This window comes from Chryseolinea sp. T2 (assembly GCF_037203685.1).
Classification (GTDB): Bacteria; Bacteroidota; Bacteroidia; order Cytophagales; family Cyclobacteriaceae; genus Chryseolinea.
Genome location: NZ_JBBCAU010000003.1, coordinates 980,126 through 1,003,915, shown reverse-complemented (window position 1 = coordinate 1,003,915; position 23,790 = coordinate 980,126). Strand labels below are relative to the sequence as shown.

The following is a 23,790-nucleotide window of genomic DNA, read 5'->3' as shown; positions in this document are numbered from 1 at the left end:
TTGTTATGGCAACATTGCAATTGCTATTCTCAAATACGATAATGGAAATTCCCTGGAGGACCTGGTCTGGGAACCAGGTCCCCTGAGATGGCCGTAATTAATTTACAAAATTCCGGCAATTAAAGCACTTAAACTAAACTATGAGGATTCGATTAGTAGAAAGGGTGTTTCATAGTGAAACGATTAAGTGGTAAAACATTGGTTTGTGTGAATGTTGCTTTGAATAGACTGGGTGTTCGAAGCGTTGCAATTTTACACTACCAGTTGTTGATAAGCTTTCACTTATTATTCATAACATATAACTGATCTTTCATATTGATAGAGTATCGGCGGTTTTACTCCAGATACGTGATCGAATACAAGAGATGGACGCTAAAGATTGCGTTCTTAACGTAATCGATATAATTAAAAGATCATACTGGTGCGCGGAAGGGCGTTGAACTTTTTTAATTTACGCGCATTTAACTTCAACAGCTGTTCCTTGTACGGTGCCCACTTGACGACAGTTCCTATCAATCCCCTTGCCTCGAGGTCTAATTTCACCATCAATATATGCCAGGAGATATCTTTCTCAATCTCGAGTGCAAGCCGCACTTCTGCTATATCAATCAATTCCTTTAAAGTGATTTCCCGGGTTTTGAGGACCTGGAGTATGAAGTCGCGCAATAACTGATAGTTCTTTGCGGAAATGTAGGCACCCTTTCGTCCCCTGGGTTGCCAGGTTAAGATTCGTTCGGTTTGATTGTACATGTTGGTTGTGCTTTAGTCAGAGAACCTGCGAACTTGTTTTACGGTATTCACTAATGAAACGATGTTATCACTCTATAATATTGTATTACGAGAAGGACCCATGTTTTGTTGATTAACTGAGCGTTTAATTGTCTCCGCCAGGTAGGGTGGCGAGGGTAGTTGGCTGTGACCGCCTTTCCAATAACTAAAAAACATCTCGCGGTATCGCTTTGCAAATTCTACTGCGGTGCGACCACTGATATCATTAGCGTCGTGACCGATATAGTTCGGGTCTGCAGCTCCGGTTTTATACTGCAAGTTGTAGTATTCCAGATAGTCCGAAAGATGCGGCACCTGATGTTTCACATGGCCAAGTTCATGTGCAAGCACCTCCAATGCGTTGTTAACTGTCCATATTTTTATGGAAACGGAATGATCACCATAGGCAGAAGTATAAGCATCCTTGTCTTCATTGTCCTGGGCAACATTTGTAACTCCCCAAGCCAGGATTCGCGCCTGTTGTTCAGGAATGAACTTAACATATATGTCAGTTTCTCTTCCCTGCCGATCTTTAATGCTATCGAGTTCAACATATATTTCCGGGGCGATTAGTCTGAACTGATTGAGCAGACTTTCTGTCAACTCATAATATATAATGTACGTTGTGACCTGTCTGAGATTGGATTCTATCTTTCTTCGCTGGGTGTTATTGATTTGCTGCCGCAGTTGTATCTGCAGGCTTTTCATGGATTCGCGGGCGGCGAATATGCCACTCGCATAGCCGTTCCTGATCTCTCCGAATGAAGTGTTGATCGCCAGGGTAAGCGCCATCCAAAGACAGGTCGTTTTCATAATGTAGCAATGAAACGGGAGAGCAATTGTACTGGGGTGAGCAATATTAGTAATGTAACTGCCTACGATACTTCCTGCTATGTTTCAAAGATTGTAGGTTATCTTCCGTTTGAAGGTGAAGGATAACGTGGATGGAGGTGAGTAGAAGCTATCCGGAAATTATTGTTCACTTTCTAGTGAATATGGTGCATTGCGGCAATGAAGATGATGGACGTCAAACGTCACCCTGCTATACCGCAGGTTTGGTGATGGTGCTCAATTGCCCTTCTGCGCGGGCTACTGTTCAAGTACAGACAAACTCGTTTGAATGATGTCCCTGAAAAAGGCCCGGTCGTTCGTTGATTTTACAGACACCCGTATGCCTTTGATCGTATTCACGAAAAATCGGGTGAGGACTTTTGCATCTTTCTTACTCGTGATGTCGCCACTCTTCTGACCCCTACGGATCACTTGAAGGAATGCTTCTTCGATCTGACGATCATTTTCGCACACAATTTGCATTACCTCTGAATCCTGAGCGGCAACCTCAACTTCAGCGTTGAGCATGAAACAGCCTTTGTGTTCTTTGTCGGACAGCAGCCCATTGGTAACAAACTCCAACAATCTCTTCATGGCATCTTTGGCAGACGCGGTTTTGGCAGCAATATCGCATATCTCCTTTTGGGAGGCGGACTTATAGAACTCAAGTGCCTTGAGGTACAAGGTGTGTTTGTCGACATAGGTGTCGTACAAGCTGGAGCGGCTGATTCCGAGCGTATCTACCAGGTCCTGCATAGACGTACCGTTATAGCCTTTGAGCCAGAACAATTTTACTGCCCTGGCCAGAACTTCATTTTCATCAAAGTCTTTACTCCGTGCCATAACAAAGAAAGCTTTACCCTGGGTTAGAAGGCAAAGCTATCCTTTTTGTACCGATATAACTACGTGCCGTACTCCTGAACAAAGGTATTGTTCGGCCACTTAGACCGGCAGACAACCGGTTACAACTAAATGGGTGTTGGATAAACTTATCTTACGCCACCACTGGCGAGGATCGTTTCTCCTGTAAGCCAGCGTGAATCATCCGAAGCGAGGAATACGGCAACGGGAGCGATATCTTCCGGCTGACCTGTGCGACCAAGCGGCGTTCCTTTTACGGCGTTGGTGTGGAAATCGCTTCCAATGAAGCCGGCCGTATGTGTGCCTTCTGTTTCTACAATTCCTGGATTAATTGCGTTGACGCGGATTTTTCTTGCCCCCAGTTCCTTTGACAAAACCTGTGTAATAGAGTCGACCGCTCCTTTGGTTGCTGTATATATTGAGCTGCCAGGAGGTGTGATGCGTGTAACGGTCGAACTGATATTAATAATGCTTCCGCCTTTTTCTCCAAAGCTTTTAACAGCGCCTTTTGTTACGAGCAGAAGTCCCAAGACATTTGTATTAAACTGGCGATTGAATTCTTCAACAGTTACATCTTCTATTGCACCAAACTGATAGACACCGGCATTATTCACGAGAACATCCACGCCACCGTACTCTTTGGTTGCCTGATCGAAGATGAAGTCTACATCTTTCTGAAGTGAAACGTTGCCTTTCACGGCCAATGCGCGACCGCCGTTGTTGACAATTTCCTGAACCACTTTGTCGGCACCTTCCTTGGCTGATGCATAGTTGACGATAACCGCAGCTCCTTCTGCGGCAAGGCTTTTGGCGATTTCGGCACCTATACCTTTTGATGCGCCTGTAACGACGGCGACTTTGTTGCTAAGCTTTTTCATTTTGATTTCTCGGTCCGGGGTTTAATTGGAATAACCGTTCCGGAATTATAAATGGATATTGTGGAATAATCGTTCCTGAATGGTGAAAGATTTATTGAAATATTTCAATAGGTCCTCCGGAGATGCTCAAAAGTGGCAGAAAAATGACGTTTTTGGCTCGTTTCCACGTAGGCCCTAAAAGCGACAGAATTGGTCAATTTCCCCTGTTACTGCTGAACGAATCTCTGAACATTTTCCAACCTTCCTGGGTCTTCTTCCATAGAACAAGAAACTTTCCGTCATCAAATAAACTATTTCTTGCATCGAACGACTGCCATAAACCTTCTTCGACAACATAATTTTCACCAACGCCATATACCTGGGTCGTGATGAACTTTCCATTGCGTAATCCAAAGCTATTGTACGCCAGCTTAAAGAAATGCAGCGGCGCATCAGCTCCACAAAGTGCCGGCGAATTGGGTGCCATGATGCAGGCATCCTTTGCATATCGGTTGATGAATATACTAGAGTCATTCTTCACGAAGGCCTGAAAATAGATCTCGTTACTTTTTGCAATGGCCTTCTTTGCTTCTTCCAATGAATTGATGGAATCTGATTGGGTATTACCCGATATGGCAAATGCAGCAAGGATTAATGCGATGGAAGTGCCGAGGTATTTCATAGTTGTACGATTTAAAAGTTGGTGTCCCAAAGGTAGGAGGACGCCAAAAGTTGAAATTGTACAGTTCGGAACAAGACAATGAAGTGGAGTGCCTGGCACAGATCACTCCACTTTTATTATCGTGGCTTGCCTTGCAATAATACTCCAGTTGCCATTATTAAACATCCACACGTGCGTGAACCGGCGCGTAACTGTCTTGCCTGCGTTTGGTTGTTTGCCCTGAGGCATGATCACTTCTCCTCCCATGACGATTGCGATCTGATCGTGCATCCTGATCATCTCAATGGTTCGTTCGAATGACTTGTACGCAAGCCCTCCGGATCGGAGATGTGCCTTTGTTCCTTCCACAGTTCCAACGACGTTGGCTGGAGTGTTAGTAATCATAGTAGAAGACCACAATTTGTCAAATAGTGCGACCGAGTCACTCCTGAGCACTGACTCTCTTTCAAGATTGTCGAGGCGTCTTATTTCTGCTTCCCGGGTATCCTGCGATAACGCTTCGTTTGCAACTACTGCAAGCATCAACAGGATAGTAGATGTTAGTTTCATATTTCTTTTGTTTCATGTGACGAATTGGTCGTGATGAATGGAAGGGTATTCGGGAGTGCCTGAAGCAGCTCTTCCACCGGCAAACAAAAGTCTATAAAATGGAATAGGGCATTGGGTATAAAAAGGACATCCTATCAGCTAACGTAGCTTCAGCATCCGTTCCGGAGATGCCATGTGAGTATTTACCCATTCGGCGGGTGTTTGTCCAGCGAGTTCCTTGAATTCTTTCTCCAGGTGATGATAATCGGTGTATCTTAATTCCTGAGCTATTGAAGACCACGACTCCTGAGGATTGGCAAGTTTGAAACGATAGGCGTGATTGAAGCGTGAGAGTCGGCTGAAGAGCTTTGGATTCATGCCTATCTGTTCGTTGAACCGACGGAAGAATTGCTTGCTGCTTAAGCACGCCTGGTTCGACAACGCTTCAAGTGAAAATGAAGCAGGATCTGCAAGTAGGTATTCGGCGGCAAGATCTATTGAGTTCTTCGCTTTGAGCTTCATACATTTTGCATACAGGAATTGCTCGATGATGTATATTCTTGCTGATGGAGCAGGAGTTTCCATCAGCTGATCGTTGATACTTCTTACTTCTGCACCGAAGAACAATTCAGCATCACAGAAGTTTCCGGAAATCACCAGTGCGGATTGTTGCATGAGTTTATGCAACACGCCGGGACGCAGGTACACGACCAGCGTATCAAACGCGGGACTTACCTTGAGGATCTTTACTTCCCGCTGGTGACCATAGATGGCAGTGGCTGGTGGCTGCTCTTTACATTGAGTCTTCGGATCTATAAGCGTGAGGCTTCCTTTGATGTAGAAGACAATCTTTTCTTCCGGTTTAGGAGATCGTTGCTTTGGAGGTATTGGCCTGTTGGTTTCGAATTGAAATTGAATAAGAGTATAGTTCCGGACGAAGTCCTGAAGTCGGGGGCTGGGAGGGAAGCTTTGGTACAACATCGCAATGATGTTCTGTGTACATCTAATTTACCTTAAGTTGCTGGTTTGGTCAAGTTGAAAAATGCTATGTGAAAAAGTTACATTGATGATGCACACGTTTGTGAAAAACAGGGCCAATCGATAACAAAATGAAAAAGTCAATTGCTCGTCGATTCATCATTGTCGTTGCTATATTGTCGCGCCGATAAGTGTAATCATTTAGTCAACGCCTTTTTTAATACTTGTAATTCTAATAGCCACAATTAACTATGAAGACAATTAAAACTACGGATGGTGTCGAGATCTTTTATAAGGATTGGGGCACAGGACAACCCATCGTATTCCATCACGGATGGCCGCTTTCGGGCGACGATTGGGACAATCAGATGATGTTCTTCCTGAGCAAGGGATTCCGGGTGATCGCTCACGACAGGAGAGGCCATGGAAGGTCCACGGCCACTGATGTAGGGCACGATATGGACACGTATGCTGCTGATGTAGCGGCACTGACCAAAGCCCTCGATCTTAAAGACGCGATCCATGTGGGACACTCAACAGGTGGCGGAGAGGTGATTCGCTACGTTGCTAAGCACGGTAAGGGCCGTGTTGCCAAGGCGGTTCTGGTAAGTGCGGTTACGCCAATCATGATCAAGTCTGATAAGAACCCCGATGGTATTCCGTTGTCGGTGTTTGACGAGATCCGTCTGAACACAGCAACACGCCGCGCAGATTATTTCATGGAATTTACTATTCCGTTCTTCGGCTATAATCGCGACGGAGCAACTGCATCACAGGGTATACGCAACAATTGGTGGCGTCAGGGAATGACGGGTGCCATTAAGGCTCATTATGATTGTATCAAGGTCTTTTCGGAAACTGACTTCACTGAAGATCTGAAGCAGGCGGATGTTCCTGTGCTTGTCATGCACGGTGAGGACGATCAGATAGTTCCTTATCAGCTAACCGCCTTGAAGGCTGTTAAGCTTTTGAAAAATGGTAAGCTGATTACCTACCCCGGCTTCCCTCATGGCATGCCAACTACCCACGCGGCGAAGATCAATGAAGATCTGCTTGCGTTCATTAAGTCATAGGGATGTGAAGATTTTGATTCCCGGATTAATCATTGATGACTGGTCCGGGAATCGAAATGCTAGCTCCTGTCTTGAAAAAATCTCCTGATGTTTAGGCCACTTTTTCGCCAATGAGTTCATTCATGTTGTGATGCGGGCATAGCGAAGTCTGCAATGACTTCGAGGTATCAGGAAGAAGTTACCTCTTTTATCTCAATCTCAACGTTTTTATCGCAGTATGACTTCTCGTTGTCATCACCAAAATTGTTAATAAGGATTGCACTCGCCCCCTCTGCTGTCATTTTTTTCATTCTTTCCAGGAATGAAATCGCGTTCACAGGGTCAATACCTACAAGGTCAAATATCAGGTTCTCGGATCTGGACGACGCTGCTAACAGTGCAATTAGTCTGCGTTCGTAGTTGGAAAGGGCTATCAATGGTGTATTGGGCTTAATATCAAATCCCCCTGCGGAAGTGATACGACTAATTTGTTCTGGATTAGCAGCTTTTTTAAGAAAACCGGAAACCGTTACGGGCAACAGAAACCTTCTGTATCTGAATTCATAAAAGTTTTCTACGAAATGCATTGGTTGGTAGATGGTAACTTGAGGCACCTTCTCTTTTCCTGAGAATATGTCAACCAGCTTACTTTCCAGGTCAAAGAAATGACCCCCGCTGTGGACGTAGAGATTCAGCAATTCGCCTTCTTTCAAGTCAAATGGGGGGAAGTAGAACTGGTCAAGCTCAAATCCACGACTCTCTATTACCATAACTTAAGATAAATTGAGATCTTCGGCCTGGATGCTGTTCTTCAAATCACCTTCCCTCAAAAGCGGCTTTGAGCTTTTCGACATCATATTTCTTCATCTGCAGAAACGCCTTCGTAACCCGCTGAACCTTCTTTTCATCTTTGTCCTTGAGCATTCTCGTGAGCTCCGTTGAGTCAACCTGCCAGGAGACTCCAAACTTGTCTTTCAGCCAGCCGCAGTTGCTTTCCTGTCCTTCGGCCGTGAACTTATTCCAGTAATAATCGATCTCCTCCTGTGTGTCGCAATTGATGATTATTGAGACTGCTTCATTAAACTCGAACTTATGACCGGCATTTGTACTCTCCATGATCATGAACTTTTGTCCGGACAGTCCAAATTGAGCGTGCGCTACATTACCCTCCGGTTCACTGCCGCCGGAAGGGTGCTTCATGATGCCATCAACTTTCGAGTTCCTGAATATGGAGGTATATAGTGCGATAGCGTCTTCGGCTCGTCCAGCTTGTTTGCCCACGAACAGAAGCGACGGAGTCAGTTGTTGCCCTACATCGGATATTTTCCCAAAGGATATTTGCCACGACAATCCAAATTTGTCGACAAGCCAGCCGTATTTCTCACTGAAGTCGTATTTCTGGTATGGCATCAATACATTTCCTCCATCCAGCAAAGTGCTCCATACATTATCCGTTTCCTGAATGGTCTCGAATACGACGAAGAACGACAAGCTCGGATTGAACTTAAATAGCGGACCTCCGTTGATGGCGACAAACTTTTCGCCGCAAAGTGTGAACTCGCTCAGCATCACAGTTCCCTCTTTGCCACCGTGTATTTCAAATCCCTCTTTTCCGTAGTAGAGGATGTCGTCGACTTTTGAATTTGGAAAGACTGATGTATAGAAGTTAGCTGCTTCTTCCGCCTGATGGTCAAACCAAAGTCCGTAGGAAAATAGTCTACTCATAATGTTTTCGATTTTGTTGAAAAAACAATATGCCGATGTACAGGCTATGAGAGTTACCAGCCTACAATTCCAATGCCGGCTTTGCGTGTATAGTCTTTGTGGCCTTTGCGTGAAACTGATTCGACGGCTGAGGTACCTCAGAATTGATGAAATCCAGCCGAGATAAATTCCAACACGGTCGGCAACGCACTTCTCCAGTAAGTCCACGTATGTCCGCCATCACGAGTGCGGAATTCATGGGGAATTTCTTTCTTGCGCATGGCAATATGAATAAGCGAGTTCCCTTCAAACAGAAAATCATCGTCGCCGCAATCAATGTACCATCTAACTGCTTTCTTCTGATCATCAGGCATCGCATTAATCAGTTCAAGCGCACTGTATTGTTTGTACCAGGCTTCAAGTTGAGCATCCGTAGCTTTTTGATTGAAGCGCTCCATCCACTTTTTCGCATCGTCAAGATTTAAAGGCCCCGCGCTTGCACTCAATGGACATGCAGTCGAGAATAATTCGGGATGATGTAATGCATAGTAAAAACTTCCACCACCACCCATGGAAAGTCCAGCAACCGCGCGATATCTCTTATCTGCCTTAATCTTGTAAGTCTTTTCAATGAATGGCATGAACTCCTGGAAGAAGAAGTCTTCGTACTTCCACTCTCCGTTTGGTGTGTTCGAATAGCCGCGGGTACCGGTGTTAGCATCGGGCATCACAATGATCATTGGTGTCGCGTTGCCATCAGCGATTGCCTTGTCGGTGATATGTTGAACTTCGCCGAACTGTACCCATCCAGTCTGGTCATCACCGCCGCCGTGCAAAAGATAAAGCACAGGATAACTTCTGGATGAATTATCATATCCGGGTGGAAGGTAGATTGCGTATTTGCGTTCACCTTTCAGGATCTTACTCGTCATTGAAAGGTTATCCTGAATCTTGCTGGATTGCGCAGCAACGTTGAATAATATCAGGCACCATGCGGCTAATAGAGTGATGGATTTTTTCATTGCTGATAGTTTGTTCTTTAGTAAGATGAAATAAAGATCAAAATAAACAAAGTGTTTTGTGGAGGATGGCGAGCGCCGATAAGTGGTACAAATGTTGAGCTGGATCCTCAGATGCTTTCATGATTCACTTGGGCGTGAAGCCATTATTCCATTCGCCTTTAAAGAATTCAAGGCTTCTTCTCGTAAAATCTGCGCCATTCAATGGTCCCAGGTGTGGCATATGCCATCCGTTGGGCACGATGTATAGATTGGCCTTCGGGACATTCTGAAATATTTCCCATGCCTGTGAGACCGGGATGAAATCATTGTCGCCGTGGATTACCAGGGTGCGCGCTTTGATGAGGCCGAGTTGATCGGGTGTAATCGCAGGATCTCCCTGGAGCTGATGAAAATAATAGAATTGGCGGGCAATGAACATGCCTTTAACTTTACCGTGAAGTTTTTCGCCATCGTTGAATTGAAAGTAAGCTTCGGGTTTTGCATTCTTCTCGATGAATTCGCGCGCCTCGGCACTGAAGTACGTCTGGGCACTCATTGGCACAATTGCTTCAAAGCGTTCGGGTTGCATAGAGGCCGCGTACAGCAAAAGAATTCCTCCGCTGCTGTGGCCGATTGCCTTTACCTTTCCAAGTTTCAGGTTGTCGATAAGGCCGAGCAGGTCTTTCGCGGCAACAGCATGACGGAAGACAACGCTTGTATCGGGATTGGTTGACCGTCCATGGCCGCGCATATCCCATACGATAACACGGTAGTGCTTTGAGAATTCGGGAATGAATGCCTGCCAGTCAGAAGCTGTTCTGCCAAAGCCATGAAGTAAAATCAATGGCTCTCCCTGTCCGTGCTCTTCATAGTAGATCTTTGCCCCGTTGATGTTGGCAAATTTGCCCTTCGGTGAGACTGGTTCCTGAGCTACGACGAAATCTGAAGAAAGCAGCAGAATGAAATGAAGTAAGGTGGAGACAAAAACTCGTGTCATTGTGTTTCTGGTAAGTCCTATATTCACAAACAGGCTTCAACACTCCACAATGATTTTCGTTACCGCTATCTGCCTTGTGCCTGCATCGAATATACACATTACAATCAACAATCTCGCAGAGACTCGTTGTGGCAACTTGTTCTTTAATTCACTCGCTTCCGTTCTTCATCCGACGCCTGCATTGATTTTATCGAAGCTATTTTCCTGTTCCCAAAGTTCCAGGTGTAGGAGAGCCGGACGAAACGATTGTTCCACAAGTAGTCCATACTTACGTTCAGATTATTTTCGGCAGATGACGTTCTGATGTACCAGTTGTTGGTGTTTAGGATATCATCGATGGCAAACTTCAAGGAGCTGCTTCGGCCTATGCGTTTGGCAATCGCGGCATCCAGCGAACCGTAAGGTAAGAAGTCGGAGATGCCTGAAAGGGAACGCGACTGATACATCAGGGAAACTTCAAAGATAATTTCGTGTGGAAGTTTGACACTACTGCGGACGTTCAGGTTCAGTCCCCACTGTGATCGATCGACCGGCACCGGCTGGTTGGAAGTCGAGGCCCGCTGATATTGCGCAATGAACTCTCCGCGAACATCCCACCAAGTAAACAATGAGTGGTTGCATGACGTTGAAAGGGAAAACGTGTTCAAGGCATCAAGATTCTGGGCCCGTAAAACCAGTGACGTTGTTTTATCAATAATCTGGGGTTGCATCTGTGCGATGGCATTGTCGGTGTGACTGTACAATCCCAACCAATTCCACGATCCCAGTTGAAGTCCGGCTGAAATGTTATCAGATAATGCAGGCATCAGAAACGTGTTACCCGATGAGAATGAGGTGGCGCTCCAAAAGAAAACGTACGGCGCCATGTCGTTGTATGTTGGACGACTAATTCTCCTGCTATAAGAAAAATAGAGCTCGCCGTGCTCAGGCAGATGTTTTCTGACAGACAATTGCGGGAACAGGTTTCCATACCTTCGGAACATTTGCTGATCACTTCCGATGGCAATGTCTGTATGCGTGTATTCGTAACGAAGGCCAGTGTTGACTTCCCACTGATTTCCGGCTTTCAGAACGGTGGAGACATAGGCTGCAAGTATGTACTCTTTCACCGTTGAATGAGAAGAGAATTGCTTGTCGTCGTTCCATTCGCCATGAGTCAGGCGTTGAACGTCGACGCGATTTTCGAAGGATGAAAGTACGGCCTTTACGCCGGCGTCCCAGCTGAACGGATTATCCTTTAATGACGACACATATTGAGCTGTTCCAACTACAAACTTGATGGGTGTCCTTTTTGAAAGTTCGATTTCTTCAGCATCTGCTTTGTCAGCAGTGTAGTTCGAGGGATTATTGTTTTGGTAGTACAGGTAGTCTAATGAGACGTTGATATGTCGTGTGGCATTCAATTGATATTGCACACCTATCGATCCCGTTGCACTTTTCCAGACATTCGATTCGGTGATGTTTAGTGTTGTTTGATTAATTGAATCAATGTTGAACGTCGTAACGTTGTGGCTGGCGGCCTCGAGGGCCCAGTCTCTGAGGTATCCAGTTGCCTGAGCATTGAATGTCCAGCGTTTGCCCGCGTGCCACTCAATGCCGCCCCGCAAGTTTTGTTGAGTAGTGATGTTCTCGCGGGGGCTGTCGTCACTGCTTGTCATGAGCAAGTCACCTGCATGTGTTTCTCGATACATGCGCAACATGTGTTGATTGTGATCCCTCAAAATGGAATAATCGAGGAAGTAAGCGATGTTGCGCGTACGGCGATTTATGTTGCCGGAGAATCCAAGCGTTTCTGCCCAATGAGCACCAGCCGTTGCTGTCATAGAACCGTTTGTACCCAGCTCACTTTCTTTCTTCGTCGTAATGTTGATGACTCCAGCGGCGCCTTCTGCATCGTGGGCTGCGGATGGGACAGCGATCAGTTCAATGCTTTCAATTTGCGCGGAGTTCATTCCATCAAGCATCTGAAGGGCGACTTCAGGAGATACCTGAACCGCCTTATCGTTGATGAGTATTCGTGCACCTGATCTGCCGTTTACGGAGATCAACCCGGTTTGTTTGTTGATTAACACACCTGGCGATTTTTGTAGTACTTCCAAAACGGAGTTTCCGGATTGAGTTATTGCATCCTGTGGCCTTATGACGAGTCGATTCAGCTGTTGGTCAATAGCGCTCCTGTTTGCAGTTATTTCAATCTCGCCAAGTTCAACTGCGCTTTCACTCATCACTATTTCCGCGACATCAAGCTGGTGGTGGGAACCATCTATTGCTATTAACGAGGCAAATGAATTGTATCCAATAAGCGAGCAGGCCATACGATAACTCCCGGTATTAACTACCTTAAGGATGTAACGACCGATACTATCTGTGGTGGTAGCAAATATTAACGTTGAATCCCCGTAAAGCATTACGTTCACGCCTGGCAGGTATTCAATTCCGTTGCTCACCTGTCCCTTAAGTGAAAATTGAGCAAAGGCTATCCAGGTGCAGCAAGTTAATGCTGCTGTCAACACAATAGATCTCATACGGTAATTGAATTGATTGATAGATACACGCTTCCAATTCCACGTTTGGAGGGATTCATGTTGATCAACGCAATTCTCGATGTCAAACGAATTCCACTCCAGAACGTGGCTGGCTCCAAATCCAGCTGTTAGCTAACGACCAGGTTATGAATTAACCTTGCGTGTTGTGGTCTCGCCTTCGTAGTCCAAATCCGCACGCTTTTGTTTTGAACGAAGGAATGGAATGATCATCGGGGCAGATTGCTTGTATTCACGATAACGCTTTCCGAAGATCTTTACCAGATCGTTCTCTTCGAGCTGTATTGCCGTCAGTATGTAACCTGTCGTCATGATTGCAAAGAACAAGTGCGCAACGGTCATGGTAGGCGTAGCCCAAAAGGCAATAAGAAATCCGAAGTACAACGGGTGGCGAACGTACTTGTAGAATAATGGCGTGCGGAATGGCAGCGGTTCGTAGGTTCGACCGGTTGCATAGAACCACACCTGACGAAGTCCGAAGAGATCAAAGTGATTGATCAGGAACGTACTAACGAGCACAATACTAAATCCGAACATAGACAAGGTCTGGAGCGCAAGCCTCAGGGCGGGCGATTCGACACCCCAAACCACCCCACCCAAAGGTTGCCAATAGTAGAAGAGTACGATCAGACAAACGCTGGCAAACAGAACATAAGTAGAACGCTCAATAGGTTCGGGCACGAACATCGTCCACCATTTTTTGAACGCGGGCCGGGCCATGATACTGTGCTGCAGCGCGAACAGCGTGAGCAATCCAGCGTTAATCAGCAACGCATTACCCAAGGGAATGTCCGGGATGCTGTCGATGTGTTTTGGTACCAGCAGGCTGGAAACGAATCCTATTGCATACAGGAACGTCACGAGGAAAATGATGTAGGCAACGACGCCATAGAGAAGGAACAGTGCTTTTTTCATAAGAGTTATTTTAAGGTGTTTGTCGTGGGTACCGAAACGCTGCCCTGAATATTCGTGGCCGGGAGCTGGGCGCGTCATGTAACCAAAGATGAAGGCTCTTACGGGTGGTCGGTTAGAAAGGACGTTCCAAAGAATTGAAGCTTTTTTTATAAGCTTAAAATTATGTCGCATCGATGGTAGATGCGTTGCATTTAAAGGTAAAAAGTGGCTTTTGCGCGTTGGTTTGCTGTAGTTTAGAAGCCAACAGCCGCTGCAATGCGTTTGAACTCAGGTTCGTTGTGGAGCACGTTGAACTGTGGTTCAGTCATGATCCAGGGCATCTCCATATCATGCGAAACGAAGGCAGTATTCAGCCATTCCAATGCGGCCTTTTTGTCGTCAAGTGCTGAATAGGCAACGGCGATAAAGAACGCGATAGCACCGTCGTCTCCTTTCTTAAGCCGTGCCTTCAATTCTTTGATAATTTCGTGGGCTGCCTCTGGCTTACCCGCCTTTGCATAAGCGGCCGCCATCCATCCCAGCATTCGGGGATAACGAATTCCCTCTATCGCAATCGCCTTGTTGAACGACTTAATGGCGTCATCATAGTGACCAAGCTGAAGCATGAGGAAGCCATGCGAATCAAACGTATAGTAGTTGTTGAAAAGCTGAAGGCGTTGCTCTGAAAAGCGCTGGGCATCCTCGTAACGGTGGGTGTAATAATAGGAAAGTACCATCCGGGTGTTCGGATAATAAGGATCCGTTTCGTTGAGTTTTTCGGCAAATACTAGCGCTTCGTCGTGACGCCGGACGAAGTTTAGAAAATCGCAATACATCGCGAGGGCGTCAGGATTTCCATAAACAACCGCCTGCTTGTATTCAGCTTCAACTCGTTTGATGTCCCAGTCGTGATAGAGATAATAGAACCCCATACACATATGGGCGATGTCCAGTTTGGGATCTATTGCAAGCGCCTTGTCAATAAAAGGCTTACCGTCTCGAAGGCCCTCCAAGGCGCTTCGTTCCACACCGAAAATGGCTGCCAAACAGATGTGGCTGAAGGCGAGGTAGGCATAAGCTCTGGCGTAGTTTGGATCGAGCTCGATGGCTTGTTCCAAAAGCTCGATGGCTTTGTGAGTACCGCGGTTCGTGTACATTCTCAATTCATACGTGCCCTTGAGATAGAGGTCATACGCTCGCGGATCCCTTGTATCCGTGGCTGACAGTCTGTTTCGTTCCTCAATAGTCAGCTTGGCGTGAAGTTCTTCGGCGACCTGCTGGGCGATCTCTGTCTGAATGGCAAATAGATCTTTCAGTTCACGATCGTAGGTCTTCGCCCAGATCTGTGCTTCGGTCAGGCCATCGACTAACCGTACTTCTATGCGCACAGCACTTTCGCTGCGTTGCACGCTACCCTCCAGCAACGCCCCGACGCTCAATTCACCGGCGATATCCTTTGCCGACTTGTCCGTTTTGCGATATTGTTCAACCGAAGTCCGGGAGATCACCCGTAAGGCACTTACTGATGAAAGGCTTGTGCGTATGGCTTCGACAACTCCTTCTCCAAAGTATTCGTTGCGTTCGTCTTCACTCAAATTTTTAAATGGCAGGATGGCGATAGATCTTGGGTTGACAGCAATTGTCGCTGAGTTTGCTGACTGATCATCATCAATGAAGTAGCGATATACGATCACCGTACAAATGGCAACCACTAACGTCGATACAAACATCATCACCCATGTCCTTCGATACAACGGTTGTGCTGCCACAGTTGGTTTCGGAAAATCGGTATGAGCGTTTTCGGCAAGTGAATGAAGCGCTTCGGGGGAATCTGCCTCTGGTGCAACTGCAGTGAGCGTGGTTGTTTCCGGATGGTGTGAAGATGTTTTGTACTTTACTTCTCCCGGCGGGAATCCGTAAAACTCATTGAAACACTTGCTGAAATAGGTAGGACTTCCAAAGCCAATTCGATCCGATACTTCGGCAGCTGTCAGGTCGCCGTCCCTCAGCATTGCCATGCCAAGGCTTAGACGATGCTCGCGTACGAATTGACTCACTGATTTGCCTGTCACTGAATTCAGGCGGCGATGAAGCTGCGAGCGACTCATGCCAATATTCTTAGCAAGCGCCTCTACGCTGAACTGCTCATTGGTCAGGTTGTCGTTAATCTCCCTTTTGAGCTTTTCGAGGAAGTCGTCATCAGCAACGGATCGCATATAACTGTGGGATGATGCGCGTTTACCCGCATCTAACGAAGTTAGGGAATTTTCGGACGTGACCAATTTAGAGACGTTTGGGCGTACATAAGTTGGATTACAATTTGCGGCGGCGTAGTATTAAGGTCAGTCGACGATGATTGGAAATTATGACAGACGAAAAGTTGAAGCAATTGGAGGAAGACTCCTTTCAGATAGGACTAAAAAAGGGCTGGATGATTGGCTTTGCAAAGTTGCTAGTGACTCAAGATAGTGAGTCAGACCCTGTGCTTGTCGCGATGCTGCAGGATGCCGCATCCATATATATAGACTCGGACGAGTTCGCAGCATTCCTAAGTATTCAGATTGAAAGCAACCTTCCGAAGAACAACGACGGAGAAGTCGATCAGGAGATGATGAAAGTATTCATCGACAAGGCCTGCTATTTACTGGGAGAACGCAGTTAAAATAGCGCGTTCAGGACGACTGAGTGCTGAGTTACCGGTTTTCAAGTAGCTGGTGAAGAATGCGTTTCCCGTGGTGTTCATCTACATTGAGATGCCATTCATTCTGTGGCATAACCGCCATAATGGGTCCGTGCTTACAACGGTCCGTACAACCTGTTTTGATCACCTGAACGCTACGCCTCAGCTTACGCGATTTTACTTCTGATTTCAGGGACTTGTAAAGCTCTTTTCCACCGCGTTTCCTGCATTTGCTGCCGCAACATACATAGAGCACACATTCGGGTGATGGCAGACCTTTTGACATGATTGCAGAATAAACAATTGCTGTTTTGTTACTCCTGCAAAGGTAAAACAATAGTTTGATGCGATGAGCATTGGAATAAAAGTGATTACAGGCGATGTGCTCTGACATGTTTTGATCATTTACAAATCGCCTGCAACGGTTGGATAGTGCCCCGTTGACCAAATCAATGCTTTAACTTCTGTATGCGTGCGCAGTTTGACGTCCGGCAGGCGCACTTCTGCTAAAAAAACTTCTGAAGAAATATCCCCAGGGCATTGCCACTATCGGAAGAATGACCCAAAGAAAGTCTTTCGTCATTTGCTCGGCGTCTGATCCGGCAAGTTCGTCCCGTATCCACAACGGATAGGCTACAATTGACAGCCAAATCAGTTTATAGAAGATCTGTAGGGCAATGATCGGCAGCATTTTCAATGGCTTGATAATTCCCAAAACAGACATCGTCGAGTAAGCCGCCCACATACAGAACGCGACAGCATTCACCGGCTTCCACGTTCCTTCGAAGTTGATGATCGTGCTCCAGGAGAACATACCAATGAATACAAGTGTCAGGGTGAACACCGTACGAAGCAAATAGATCTGGATCGGCCTGACTCCATCGTAATTGATATGGTCACGTGTGAAGATGGTGGTGATAAAAGATTGTGCTTTCATAATGTTTTTTTTCGAAATGTTGGGAATGCCCGATCGGGCAGGAAATTCTCCGGACAGATGCCCGTTGTTGTGCGTCGAATCAAGCCATTTGACTGACAAACGCGTTTGTCATTGCCGGCTGATAATTCATCAGCATATTGCACGCTTCTGACCTGAATCTTAGCAGGCGCCTTCAGGAACTGGCACATTTAAGAAATTTTACGGCCATGATGTTTAAGTACAAAGTAATGTTCTGGACCACACTCGGTCTTTTAGTGTTCGGGTTCTTTCGTTGGTTATCGGGCATTGCCATGCCGGAGATTGCCAACGCCTTTGCAGCAGGAACTACAGCGGTGATTCTCGCGGGTCTTGGAGTTGGATATATACTAACGAACCTTGCTATCCGGTTAAATGCCGTCCGTAGCGTGGTACGCATCATTTTCTACTGTGCTGCTTTTATTTTCTTTGGTATTGTGGTTATCGCGTTCCTACTGAACGGCATGATTCAGCACACAACGCTTTTTCCATTTGCGATCACGGTGATGTTTGTTTTCCTGGTGAACGCAGCTGTCGCCTGCATTGTCACAATAATTCGTAGTCAATACAGAGAAAAGATTTCATCCGCGCGTGCCGCCGTAGCGCAAAGCAAAAGTGAACTTCAGCTGCTGCAATCGCAGCTGAGTCCTCATTTTCTATTCAACACGTTGAACAATCTTTATGGTTTGTCGATGACGGAACCGTCACGCCTTCCACCTTTGCTGCTAAAGTTGTCGGACCTACTGCGATACTCTGTATATGAAGTGAAGGAGCTGTTTGTACCATTACAGCATGAAATGGACTATATCCGGAACTATGTCGATTTCGAGAGACTAAGGCTGGGCGAGCGCCTGCAGCTATCGTTCCGTGATGACGGCGTCGTATCTGGCGGCTGTCAGATTCCGCCTCTGATGCTCATTGTGTTTGTAGAAAATGCTTTCAAACATTCGCGCACCGCTGGTGAGAACATGATCGTCATAGATATCAACCTTAACAGAAGCGGGAATCAACTTGTATTTTCCGTACAGAATTCTGTCGCTGCAGGAGGCAATGAGCTGCGGACTGAGAGAAGTTCAGGCTTTGGTCTCGACAGTGTACGTAAGCGACTCAACTTACTGTATCCCGAAAAGCATAGGCTCACGATCGAACGAAAAGAATCTAGTCATACTGTATATTTAGAGCTGGAATGTCAATAAAACTGAGATGTCTGATTGTCGATGACGAACCGATCGCACGGCAAATTGTTGAGAAGTATTGTTCGTATTTTGAGGACATCGCTGTGGTAGCATCGTGTGGTGATGCGCTACAGGCGAAGCAGGTCCTTTCACGTGAAGAAGTCGATATTCTATTCCTCGACATTAATATGCCGGTGCTAGATGGTCTCGCATTAGTTAAGACATTACGGAAGCCACTGCAGATCATTTTTACGACTGCGTATAAGGAATACGCACACGAGGCATTTGATATCAATGCATGCGATTATTTGCTGAAGCCGTTTTCGCTGGAGCGTTTTATTCAGGCGGTCGACAAGGCCAAGGTTCAACTGGTGGCGGCAGCGTCGGGCGTGTCGACCGGAGGCGCGCCACTCGCGACTGACTTATACATTAAGTCAGACGGAAAGATATTGAAGTTCTCTGGCGGTGAAATCCTGTATGCCGAAGCCCAGGGCAATAATGTAAAGATTGTTACCGGCCGTGGCACCTTCCCGACCACGATCACATTTTCCGCATTTGAAGAGCAACTTCCGAAGGTTGAGTTTGTTCGCGTGCATCGGTCGTTTATTATCAACAAGTCGAAAATCAGGATCATCGAGGGTAACCGGATATTTATTGAGTCTTTTGAAATTCCCATCGGTGCCAACTATCGCGAGTCATTTATGAAGGCGATAGGTATGAAATAGTATATCATATTTGAAAGTGTAAACATTCAATGAACCCGGTCCTTCAGCAGAGACGGGATAAATTTTAAAGCCTCCTTACGTCATTCACAAATACATACAGGTATTTCACACTAATAGGTACAGGTTGGCCGGCAAATTCGTTAGTTTTAAAATAGCACCCCGGAATAGGACGGTAAGAGTTGTTAGCCTTTAGTGGTCCGCGATGCGCAACCATCTTAACTTCACAATGTAACATTATCTTAAAAAGAGGATGATGTGAGTAACAACTGTTTACTTATGACCAGAACATTCAGTTCGAGCATCACGGGAATTGTTCTCGCGATTCTAATTACATCGTGTACCAAGGAGGAAAATGTTGACAACAGGGCATTGCTTGGATCCGGATTCGGCATTGGAAAGGCGACATTGATTGTGCAGAACCTTGATAGCGCACGAAAGTACTATGCAGATGTGCTCGGCTTTGGAATGCCTGCTTCAGATAAATTCAAGGATGGATACTATGCCGGCACACGTTCCGCTGCCGCTGAATTCGCTGATGGATCAAGCTTTGAACTTCTCGGTATAAAGGATACATCGCTGGTATCAAATGAGTATGCTTTTATTGCAACGTATTTAAAGCTACATGAAGGGTTGAGGCTGTATTCGTTTTCGACTTCGTCGGCGGATACCACACGACAATGGCTTAGTTCACGTGGTTTCAGTATGGATTCACTACGATCGGGACGGTCTTCGGCGAGCCCGGAAAAGGGTTGGAGCTGGGACGATGGTGGTCCGGAATGGTGGGTGGCAGAATTCGACAGCAAGAATCCTCCTGTTCATCTGCCAAGCTTTGTCGAAGTAGTTCAGTTTCCATATCGCGAAATAGAGTCGCAGTGGGAGTCGGCCCAGGCCGCCTGGTTTCGTTCAAGTTATATTCATGCAAACGGAGTGGTGGGACTTACAACGATACGGGTAGTCGTTGATGATCTCGACGCAGCGCGTGAGGAATTCATCAAGATGGGATTAAAGGAATATCCTTCTGACAACTCTGAGAATGAAACTCGCTTCGGGATTAAACGCAATCAGGAGTTGCATCTGGTGGCTCCTAAATCCTCCGACGACGAACTTTCAGGCATACTGAAGAGCCGCGGTGCCGGAGTATTTGCTTTATTATTTGAAGTAAAAAGTATACCTGAGACGCGCGAGTTTATCAGCAAGAAATTGCCTCAGCAAGCTATGATCATGGACACAACTCAGCAGCATATCACCGTAATTCAGCAATATGCTCACGGCGTTCAGCTGGAGTTTGTACAGGAGTCTAAGCAACAGGCAGCACTGGCACACATCTATAACCTTAACAAGGATGTAAAGCTTGATAGCGTTTCTCTCAAGCATGCTTCACAGATGTATACGAAATACTGTGCGCTGTGTCATGGCAATGATCGTGAAGGCAATGCCGCTGACTTTGCTCCCTCATTGCGGTCCCATTCTCTGATGGCTACAACGCAGTCATCTAACTATCTGAAACATGCTGTGGCTTACGGGCGTCAGGGCACCGCTATGGCCGCCTATGCGAAGACTCAGGGCGGACCTTTGGATGAGGCTGACATCGAACTACTGCTGCGTTGGTTATATCAACTGAGTGGTGTTGAAAAGCCGGTTGAGTTGCCTGTAGAAACAATTTCAGGTGATGTAGTACTTGGTAAGACACTTTATGAAAAGAACTGTGCTTCATGTCATGGCGTGAAAGGAGAAGGAAAAACGGCACCGGCATTGGGAAATCCAATGTTACTCGCTACGGCAAGTGATGCGTTTTTACGCTACGCTATTTCGGAGGGCAGGGATAGCACTGCCATGCGATCTTTCAGCAAGGATTTTAGTAATGCTCAAATGGATGCACTCACAGCTTACCTGAGAAGCAGAGCATCGGGTTGGAATGCTCCGGAAGCTGTGGCCGTGACAGAGCCCCTCCCGGAAGATTACATCTTAAACAAACAGAAGACCGGACCTGAGTTTTCGCTTCGTGCCGATCTATATGTGTCGGCCAACCAACTCCTTAAGGCTTTAAAGGACAGCTCCCGCATGGTGATCCTGGATGCCCGGTCGAAGGCGGCGTGGCATCAAAGTCATATTCCTGGTGCTGTTTCAGTTCCTTACTATGATGAGCCTGATAACTTTATTAAGTACATTCCGAACGATAGCACCTGGGTCATTGCCTATTGTGCATGTCCGCATGCGGCATCACAACGGGTGGTCAATACGCTGAGGCGATTTGGATATAAGAATCTCGCAATCCTCGATGAGGGCGTACTGGTGTGGGCGCAACGAGGATATCCGGTTCAGATCGGACTTGACAGGAAGGCCGCGGAAATCAACGTTGCAAAGAGGTAGTTGTCCTCGTGAAGTGAGACAGGCTCGCCTTCACGAGGATACACTTTAGTTTATAAGAACTGCTTCCGTCACTTGTACGCAACGGCAGCACTGGACGCGCCTGCCAATGCGATAACTTCAACTCTTGAGAAGCCTACCTCCTTCGTCCACTTTGCAAAGTCTGCTCCGGTATAGTCGAATGCAACGCCGAACTCGATTAGCATGTTGAGTGACATCATCAATCCAAATGCATTCTTTCTTCGGTCGTCATCTATGAGGCTCTCGATTACAATGAACGCTCCACCCTCAGGCAGGGCGTTGTAAGCTTTTTGAATCAGCATCATCTTGTTAGGAAGGTCCCAGTCATGAAGAATCATGCCCATAGTGATTACATCAGCTTTTGGAAACTCATCTTTAAAGAAGTCGACGTTGCCTGTCTTTACCCGATTTGACAAGCCATGCTTTGCAATGTATTCATTGGCAACAGGCGCAACGGGTGGAAGATCCAGCGACGTGCATTTGATATTTTCATGATGGCGTGCCACCTGTACCGAAAGTACGCCAGCTGCGCCACCAATGTCACATAGTGTTTTATAGCGGGAGAAATCGAACTTTTGAGCAAGTGCTATAAAGTTGCCAGTAGAAATGCCCGACATGGCATTGATGAACTGTTTTAATTTATTAGGATCAGCATACAGTTCTTCAAATATTGGCTTGCCGGAGTGCTTGATTTCATTTTGCGGTTTGCCTGTAATCAACGCTTCATCAAGATCTGCCCAGAAGCGATAGAGCCTGTCGTTCGCCATCTCCAGCATTCCGCCAATGTATTGCGGCTTATTTTTGTCTAGAAATAATTCAGTTTCCGGAGTATTTGAATATTTAGCTGTTTCAAGTAGTCCTTCCCTGTTCAGAAATCCAATGGCTACGAGGCCATCGAGGAAATCGTATACCCCCGGTCGTGTAGCGACAACTGTTTTTGAATCTCTTTTGCGGAGAGAGATTTGTTTCCTGCGAGCGTGGTGAATAATCCTAGCTTAACTGCGGAGAGCAGCGTCTTTGAAGCCAGGAAAGCGGTTCCGGTCTCCATAATTTTCGATGGAGATAATTGTACGGGCGCTGGTGCGGTAATCGTCATATGGAAGTCTTTTTGGGTTTTTGAAAAATTCGAGAGAGTAACTGCTCTAACGGGGGGACGAAAATTTTGTTCGAAATGTGCAGTGACAATATGTTATGCGATGGCTGGCATGCGAACGCAGATCGCTCCAGATCGGACCGGGAGCGTGGTATTTGAACTGCGATATTTTTTCCAAAAAGCAAAAGCTGCGCATGATACCTGGTGGTGACATGCGCAGCCCGTACTATTATTTTTTTATCAGCTACTTCAGCTTGTAAGCGACAACGGACTTCTTAAAGAAAGTTGGCACATAAACTGTCTTCGATGACGGATCGTATCCAATGTCGGCGGTGTTTCTTTTTTGCTCGCGCGTGTCCAGCATTACTTCCAGCTTTCCGTCCTTGTCCATATAATAGATCAAGCCAGGCCAGCATGAGATAACATAGTCTCCCTTACCAACGGGCTCAATACCATCGCCTCCCATTTCTGTTGTGGCAATTGTTGTCAGCTTCTTACTGGCATCAGCCTTTAATACGTCATTAGCAGTAAGTATATACAAATCATTGTCTACGGCTTTAAGTCCGTTTACACCTTTGAGTCCACTCAGATAGAGTTCAGCCTTTCCCTTAGTAATCTTGTGTACGTTTCCAAGTTTGGAATCAGAAACGTAGATAGTGCCCTTCTTGTCGATGGTGATGTCGTTTAATCCGGTTGCGCCTTCTACTGAAATTCTTGATTCAATCTTTCCTGTTTCAGTGCCGATAACGGCAACGTCGGAGATATCGGCGACATAAAGCTTTTTATCGTGGATGCCCATTCCCTTTGGTGCATTCAACCCGGTTGCCCAGGTTGCGTTGATGATCTTTCCGTTTTTGTCAAGACGGCCAATGCTTCCTTTGCCATCGGCGTCCCAGGGCGAACCATCAATGAGGGCTACGTATAACCCGTTTTTTTCAAAGAGAACCGATTCGGGTACTGCCAAAGTGGTGTCGCTTTCCCAAATTTTTTCAAGAGTATGTTGTGCCTGTGTCGCCAGAGCGATCGATAAAAACAGAACTGATAACGCGAATTTCATAAACATTGTTAAAGTAATTTTTTG

24 protein-coding genes are annotated in these 23,790 nt (G+C 46.3%); 5 read left to right on the top strand and 19 right to left on the bottom strand.

Annotation, left to right across the window (positions count from 1 at the left end; translation table 11 throughout):
• Nucleotides 1-405 precede the first annotated feature (405 nt).
• The 7 genes from WBG78_RS14065 to WBG78_RS14035 form a co-directional block, all read right to left on the bottom strand.
• Nucleotides 406-750 (bottom strand): DUF6958 family protein, encoded by a 345-nt coding sequence (locus WBG78_RS14065; protein ID WP_337327064.1) that lies wholly within the window; start codon nucleotides 748-750, stop codon nucleotides 406-408.
• A gap of 72 nt (nucleotides 751-822) precedes the next feature.
• Nucleotides 823-1,581 carry a hypothetical protein gene (locus WBG78_RS14060; RefSeq protein WP_337327063.1) on the bottom strand — a complete coding sequence of 253 codons (759 nt, stop codon included), beginning with the start codon at nucleotides 1,579-1,581 and terminating at the stop codon, nucleotides 823-825.
• Between the two features lie 276 nt (nucleotides 1,582-1,857).
• On the bottom strand, nucleotides 1,858-2,442 hold the full coding sequence (locus WBG78_RS14055; protein WP_337327062.1) for a TetR/AcrR family transcriptional regulator: 585 nt from the start codon (nucleotides 2,440-2,442) through the stop codon (nucleotides 1,858-1,860).
• Nucleotides 2,443-2,588: 146 nt separating this feature from the next.
• Nucleotides 2,589-3,338: a glucose 1-dehydrogenase gene (locus tag WBG78_RS14050; RefSeq protein ID WP_337327061.1), complete on the bottom strand. Its 750-nt coding sequence runs from the start codon at nucleotides 3,336-3,338 to the stop codon at nucleotides 2,589-2,591.
• Between the two features lie 193 nt (nucleotides 3,339-3,531).
• Entirely contained in the window at nucleotides 3,532-3,999 is a 468-nt protein-coding gene (locus WBG78_RS14045) for a YybH family protein (RefSeq protein ID WP_337327060.1), read from the bottom strand.
• Nucleotides 4,000-4,101: 102 nt separating this feature from the next.
• Entirely contained in the window at nucleotides 4,102-4,548 is a 447-nt protein-coding gene (locus WBG78_RS14040) for a nuclear transport factor 2 family protein (RefSeq protein ID WP_337327059.1), read from the bottom strand.
• A 138-nt stretch (nucleotides 4,549-4,686) separates the two neighbouring features.
• Complete coding sequence (locus WBG78_RS14035; protein WP_337327058.1) at nucleotides 4,687-5,508, bottom strand: AraC family transcriptional regulator; 822 nt, start codon at nucleotides 5,506-5,508, stop codon at nucleotides 4,687-4,689.
• 248 nt (nucleotides 5,509-5,756) lie between these two features.
• Here WBG78_RS14035 and WBG78_RS14030 point away from each other — a divergent pair, with 248 nt between their 5' ends.
• Entirely contained in the window at nucleotides 5,757-6,578 is an 822-nt protein-coding gene (locus tag WBG78_RS14030) for an alpha/beta fold hydrolase (protein ID WP_337327057.1), read from the top strand.
• Nucleotides 6,579-6,745: 167 nt separating this feature from the next.
• On the opposite strand, the gene WBG78_RS14025 is transcribed toward WBG78_RS14030, so the two are convergent.
• The 7 genes from WBG78_RS14025 to WBG78_RS13995 all read right to left on the bottom strand — a co-directional run bounded on the left by WBG78_RS14025 (nucleotide 6,746) and on the right by WBG78_RS13995 (nucleotide 15,912).
• Nucleotides 6,746-7,327, bottom strand: coding sequence for a hypothetical protein (locus WBG78_RS14025; protein WP_337327056.1), 582 nt, complete (start codon nucleotides 7,325-7,327; stop codon nucleotides 6,746-6,748).
• 46 nt (nucleotides 7,328-7,373) lie between these two features.
• Nucleotides 7,374-8,282, bottom strand: coding sequence for a VOC family protein (locus tag WBG78_RS14020; protein WP_337327055.1), 909 nt, complete (start codon nucleotides 8,280-8,282; stop codon nucleotides 7,374-7,376).
• A 137-nt stretch (nucleotides 8,283-8,419) separates the two neighbouring features.
• Nucleotides 8,420-9,283, bottom strand: a complete 864-nt coding sequence (locus WBG78_RS14015) for an alpha/beta hydrolase (protein ID WP_337327054.1) — start codon at nucleotides 9,281-9,283, stop codon at nucleotides 8,420-8,422.
• 124 nt (nucleotides 9,284-9,407) lie between these two features.
• Complete coding sequence (locus WBG78_RS14010; protein WP_337327053.1) at nucleotides 9,408-10,259, bottom strand: alpha/beta fold hydrolase; 852 nt, start codon at nucleotides 10,257-10,259, stop codon at nucleotides 9,408-9,410.
• Nucleotides 10,260-10,402: 143 nt separating this feature from the next.
• Complete coding sequence (locus WBG78_RS14005) at nucleotides 10,403-12,784, bottom strand: TonB-dependent receptor domain-containing protein (protein WP_337327052.1); 2,382 nt, start codon at nucleotides 12,782-12,784, stop codon at nucleotides 10,403-10,405.
• 144 nt (nucleotides 12,785-12,928) lie between these two features.
• Entirely contained in the window at nucleotides 12,929-13,717 is a 789-nt protein-coding gene (gene mddA, locus WBG78_RS14000) for a methanethiol S-methyltransferase (RefSeq protein WP_337327051.1), read from the bottom strand.
• 233 nt (nucleotides 13,718-13,950) lie between these two features.
• Nucleotides 13,951-15,912: a helix-turn-helix domain-containing protein gene (locus WBG78_RS13995; RefSeq protein ID WP_337327050.1), complete on the bottom strand. Its 1,962-nt coding sequence runs from the start codon at nucleotides 15,910-15,912 to the stop codon at nucleotides 13,951-13,953.
• A gap of 149 nt (nucleotides 15,913-16,061) precedes the next feature.
• Between WBG78_RS13995 and WBG78_RS13990 the strand changes: the two genes are divergently transcribed.
• Nucleotides 16,062-16,358, top strand: coding sequence for a hypothetical protein (locus WBG78_RS13990; RefSeq protein WP_337327049.1), 297 nt, complete (start codon nucleotides 16,062-16,064; stop codon nucleotides 16,356-16,358).
• Nucleotides 16,359-16,389: 31 nt separating this feature from the next.
• Here WBG78_RS13990 and WBG78_RS13985 read toward each other — a convergent pair whose 3' ends face one another.
• Nucleotides 16,390-16,770 carry a (2Fe-2S) ferredoxin domain-containing protein gene (locus WBG78_RS13985; protein ID WP_337327048.1) on the bottom strand — a complete coding sequence of 127 codons (381 nt, stop codon included), beginning with the start codon at nucleotides 16,768-16,770 and terminating at the stop codon, nucleotides 16,390-16,392.
• Between the two features lie 63 nt (nucleotides 16,771-16,833).
• Complete coding sequence (locus WBG78_RS13980) at nucleotides 16,834-17,313, bottom strand: hypothetical protein (RefSeq protein ID WP_337327047.1); 480 nt, start codon at nucleotides 17,311-17,313, stop codon at nucleotides 16,834-16,836.
• A gap of 206 nt (nucleotides 17,314-17,519) precedes the next feature.
• Between WBG78_RS13980 and WBG78_RS13975 the strand changes: the two genes are divergently transcribed.
• The 3 genes from WBG78_RS13975 to WBG78_RS13965 all read left to right on the top strand — a co-directional run bounded on the left by WBG78_RS13975 (nucleotide 17,520) and on the right by WBG78_RS13965 (nucleotide 21,598).
• Nucleotides 17,520-18,524 (top strand): sensor histidine kinase, encoded by a 1,005-nt coding sequence (locus WBG78_RS13975; RefSeq protein WP_337327046.1) that lies wholly within the window; start codon nucleotides 17,520-17,522, stop codon nucleotides 18,522-18,524.
• A complete protein-coding gene (locus WBG78_RS13970; RefSeq protein ID WP_337327045.1) occupies nucleotides 18,515-19,228 on the top strand; it encodes a LytR/AlgR family response regulator transcription factor in 714 nt (237 codons plus the stop codon). The genes WBG78_RS13975 and WBG78_RS13970 overlap by 10 nt, the downstream gene beginning before the upstream one ends.
• Nucleotides 19,229-19,504: 276 nt before the next feature.
• A complete protein-coding gene (locus tag WBG78_RS13965) occupies nucleotides 19,505-21,598 on the top strand; it encodes a c-type cytochrome (RefSeq protein WP_337327044.1) in 2,094 nt (697 codons plus the stop codon).
• A gap of 68 nt (nucleotides 21,599-21,666) precedes the next feature.
• Here WBG78_RS13965 and WBG78_RS13960 read toward each other — a convergent pair whose 3' ends face one another.
• The 3 genes from WBG78_RS13960 to WBG78_RS13950 all read right to left on the bottom strand — a co-directional run bounded on the left by WBG78_RS13960 (nucleotide 21,667) and on the right by WBG78_RS13950 (nucleotide 23,766).
• Nucleotides 21,667-22,383 carry a methyltransferase gene (locus WBG78_RS13960; protein WP_337327043.1) on the bottom strand — a complete coding sequence of 239 codons (717 nt, stop codon included), beginning with the start codon at nucleotides 22,381-22,383 and terminating at the stop codon, nucleotides 21,667-21,669.
• Between the two features lie 116 nt (nucleotides 22,384-22,499).
• Entirely contained in the window at nucleotides 22,500-22,664 is a 165-nt protein-coding gene (locus WBG78_RS13955) for a methyltransferase family protein (protein ID WP_337327042.1), read from the bottom strand.
• A 289-nt stretch (nucleotides 22,665-22,953) separates the two neighbouring features.
• On the bottom strand, nucleotides 22,954-23,766 hold the full coding sequence (locus WBG78_RS13950) for an SMP-30/gluconolactonase/LRE family protein (protein ID WP_337327041.1): 813 nt from the start codon (nucleotides 23,764-23,766) through the stop codon (nucleotides 22,954-22,956).
• Between the last annotated feature and the right edge of the window lie 24 nt (nucleotides 23,767-23,790).

Coding starts and splice junctions, on each gene's coding strand:
- WBG78_RS14035 (WP_337327058.1), bottom strand. CDS start 5,508: ATGTTGTACCAAAGCTTCCCTCCCAGCCCCCGACTTCAGGACTTCGTC.
- WBG78_RS13965 (WP_337327044.1), top strand. CDS start 19,505: ATGACCAGAACATTCAGTTCGAGCATCACGGGAATTGTTCTCGCGATT.
- WBG78_RS14050 (WP_337327061.1), bottom strand. CDS start 3,338: ATGAAAAAGCTTAGCAACAAAGTCGCCGTCGTTACAGGCGCATCAAAA.
- WBG78_RS14015 (WP_337327054.1), bottom strand. CDS start 9,283: ATGAAAAAATCCATCACTCTATTAGCCGCATGGTGCCTGATATTATTC.
- WBG78_RS14040 (WP_337327059.1), bottom strand. CDS start 4,548: ATGAAACTAACATCTACTATCCTGTTGATGCTTGCAGTAGTTGCAAAC.
- WBG78_RS13995 (WP_337327050.1), bottom strand. CDS start 15,912: ATGCGATCCGTTGCTGATGACGACTTCCTCGAAAAGCTCAAAAGGGAG.
- WBG78_RS13990 (WP_337327049.1), top strand. CDS start 16,062: ATGACAGACGAAAAGTTGAAGCAATTGGAGGAAGACTCCTTTCAGATA.
- WBG78_RS13975 (WP_337327046.1), top strand. CDS start 17,520: ATGATGTTTAAGTACAAAGTAATGTTCTGGACCACACTCGGTCTTTTA.
- WBG78_RS14055 (WP_337327062.1), bottom strand. CDS start 2,442: ATGGCACGGAGTAAAGACTTTGATGAAAATGAAGTTCTGGCCAGGGCA.
- WBG78_RS14060 (WP_337327063.1), bottom strand. CDS start 1,581: ATGAAAACGACCTGTCTTTGGATGGCGCTTACCCTGGCGATCAACACT.
- WBG78_RS14065 (WP_337327064.1), bottom strand. CDS start 750: ATGTACAATCAAACCGAACGAATCTTAACCTGGCAACCCAGGGGACGA.
- WBG78_RS14010 (WP_337327053.1), bottom strand. CDS start 10,259: ATGACACGAGTTTTTGTCTCCACCTTACTTCATTTCATTCTGCTGCTT.
- WBG78_RS13980 (WP_337327047.1), bottom strand. CDS start 17,313: ATGAAAGCACAATCTTTTATCACCACCATCTTCACACGTGACCATATC.
- WBG78_RS13955 (WP_337327042.1), bottom strand. CDS start 22,664: ATGGAGACCGGAACCGCTTTCCTGGCTTCAAAGACGCTGCTCTCCGCA.
- WBG78_RS13970 (WP_337327045.1), top strand. CDS start 18,515: ATGTCAATAAAACTGAGATGTCTGATTGTCGATGACGAACCGATCGCA.
- WBG78_RS14045 (WP_337327060.1), bottom strand. CDS start 3,999: ATGAAATACCTCGGCACTTCCATCGCATTAATCCTTGCTGCATTTGCC.
- WBG78_RS13950 (WP_337327041.1), bottom strand. CDS start 23,766: ATGAAATTCGCGTTATCAGTTCTGTTTTTATCGATCGCTCTGGCGACA.
- mddA (WP_337327051.1), bottom strand. CDS start 13,717: ATGAAAAAAGCACTGTTCCTTCTCTATGGCGTCGTTGCCTACATCATT.
- WBG78_RS14005 (WP_337327052.1), bottom strand. CDS start 12,784: ATGAGATCTATTGTGTTGACAGCAGCATTAACTTGCTGCACCTGGATA.
- WBG78_RS14025 (WP_337327056.1), bottom strand. CDS start 7,327: ATGGTAATAGAGAGTCGTGGATTTGAGCTTGACCAGTTCTACTTCCCC.
- WBG78_RS14020 (WP_337327055.1), bottom strand. CDS start 8,282: ATGAGTAGACTATTTTCCTACGGACTTTGGTTTGACCATCAGGCGGAA.
- WBG78_RS13985 (WP_337327048.1), bottom strand. CDS start 16,770: ATGTCAGAGCACATCGCCTGTAATCACTTTTATTCCAATGCTCATCGC.
- WBG78_RS13960 (WP_337327043.1), bottom strand. CDS start 22,383: ATGGCGAACGACAGGCTCTATCGCTTCTGGGCAGATCTTGATGAAGCG.
- WBG78_RS14030 (WP_337327057.1), top strand. CDS start 5,757: ATGAAGACAATTAAAACTACGGATGGTGTCGAGATCTTTTATAAGGAT.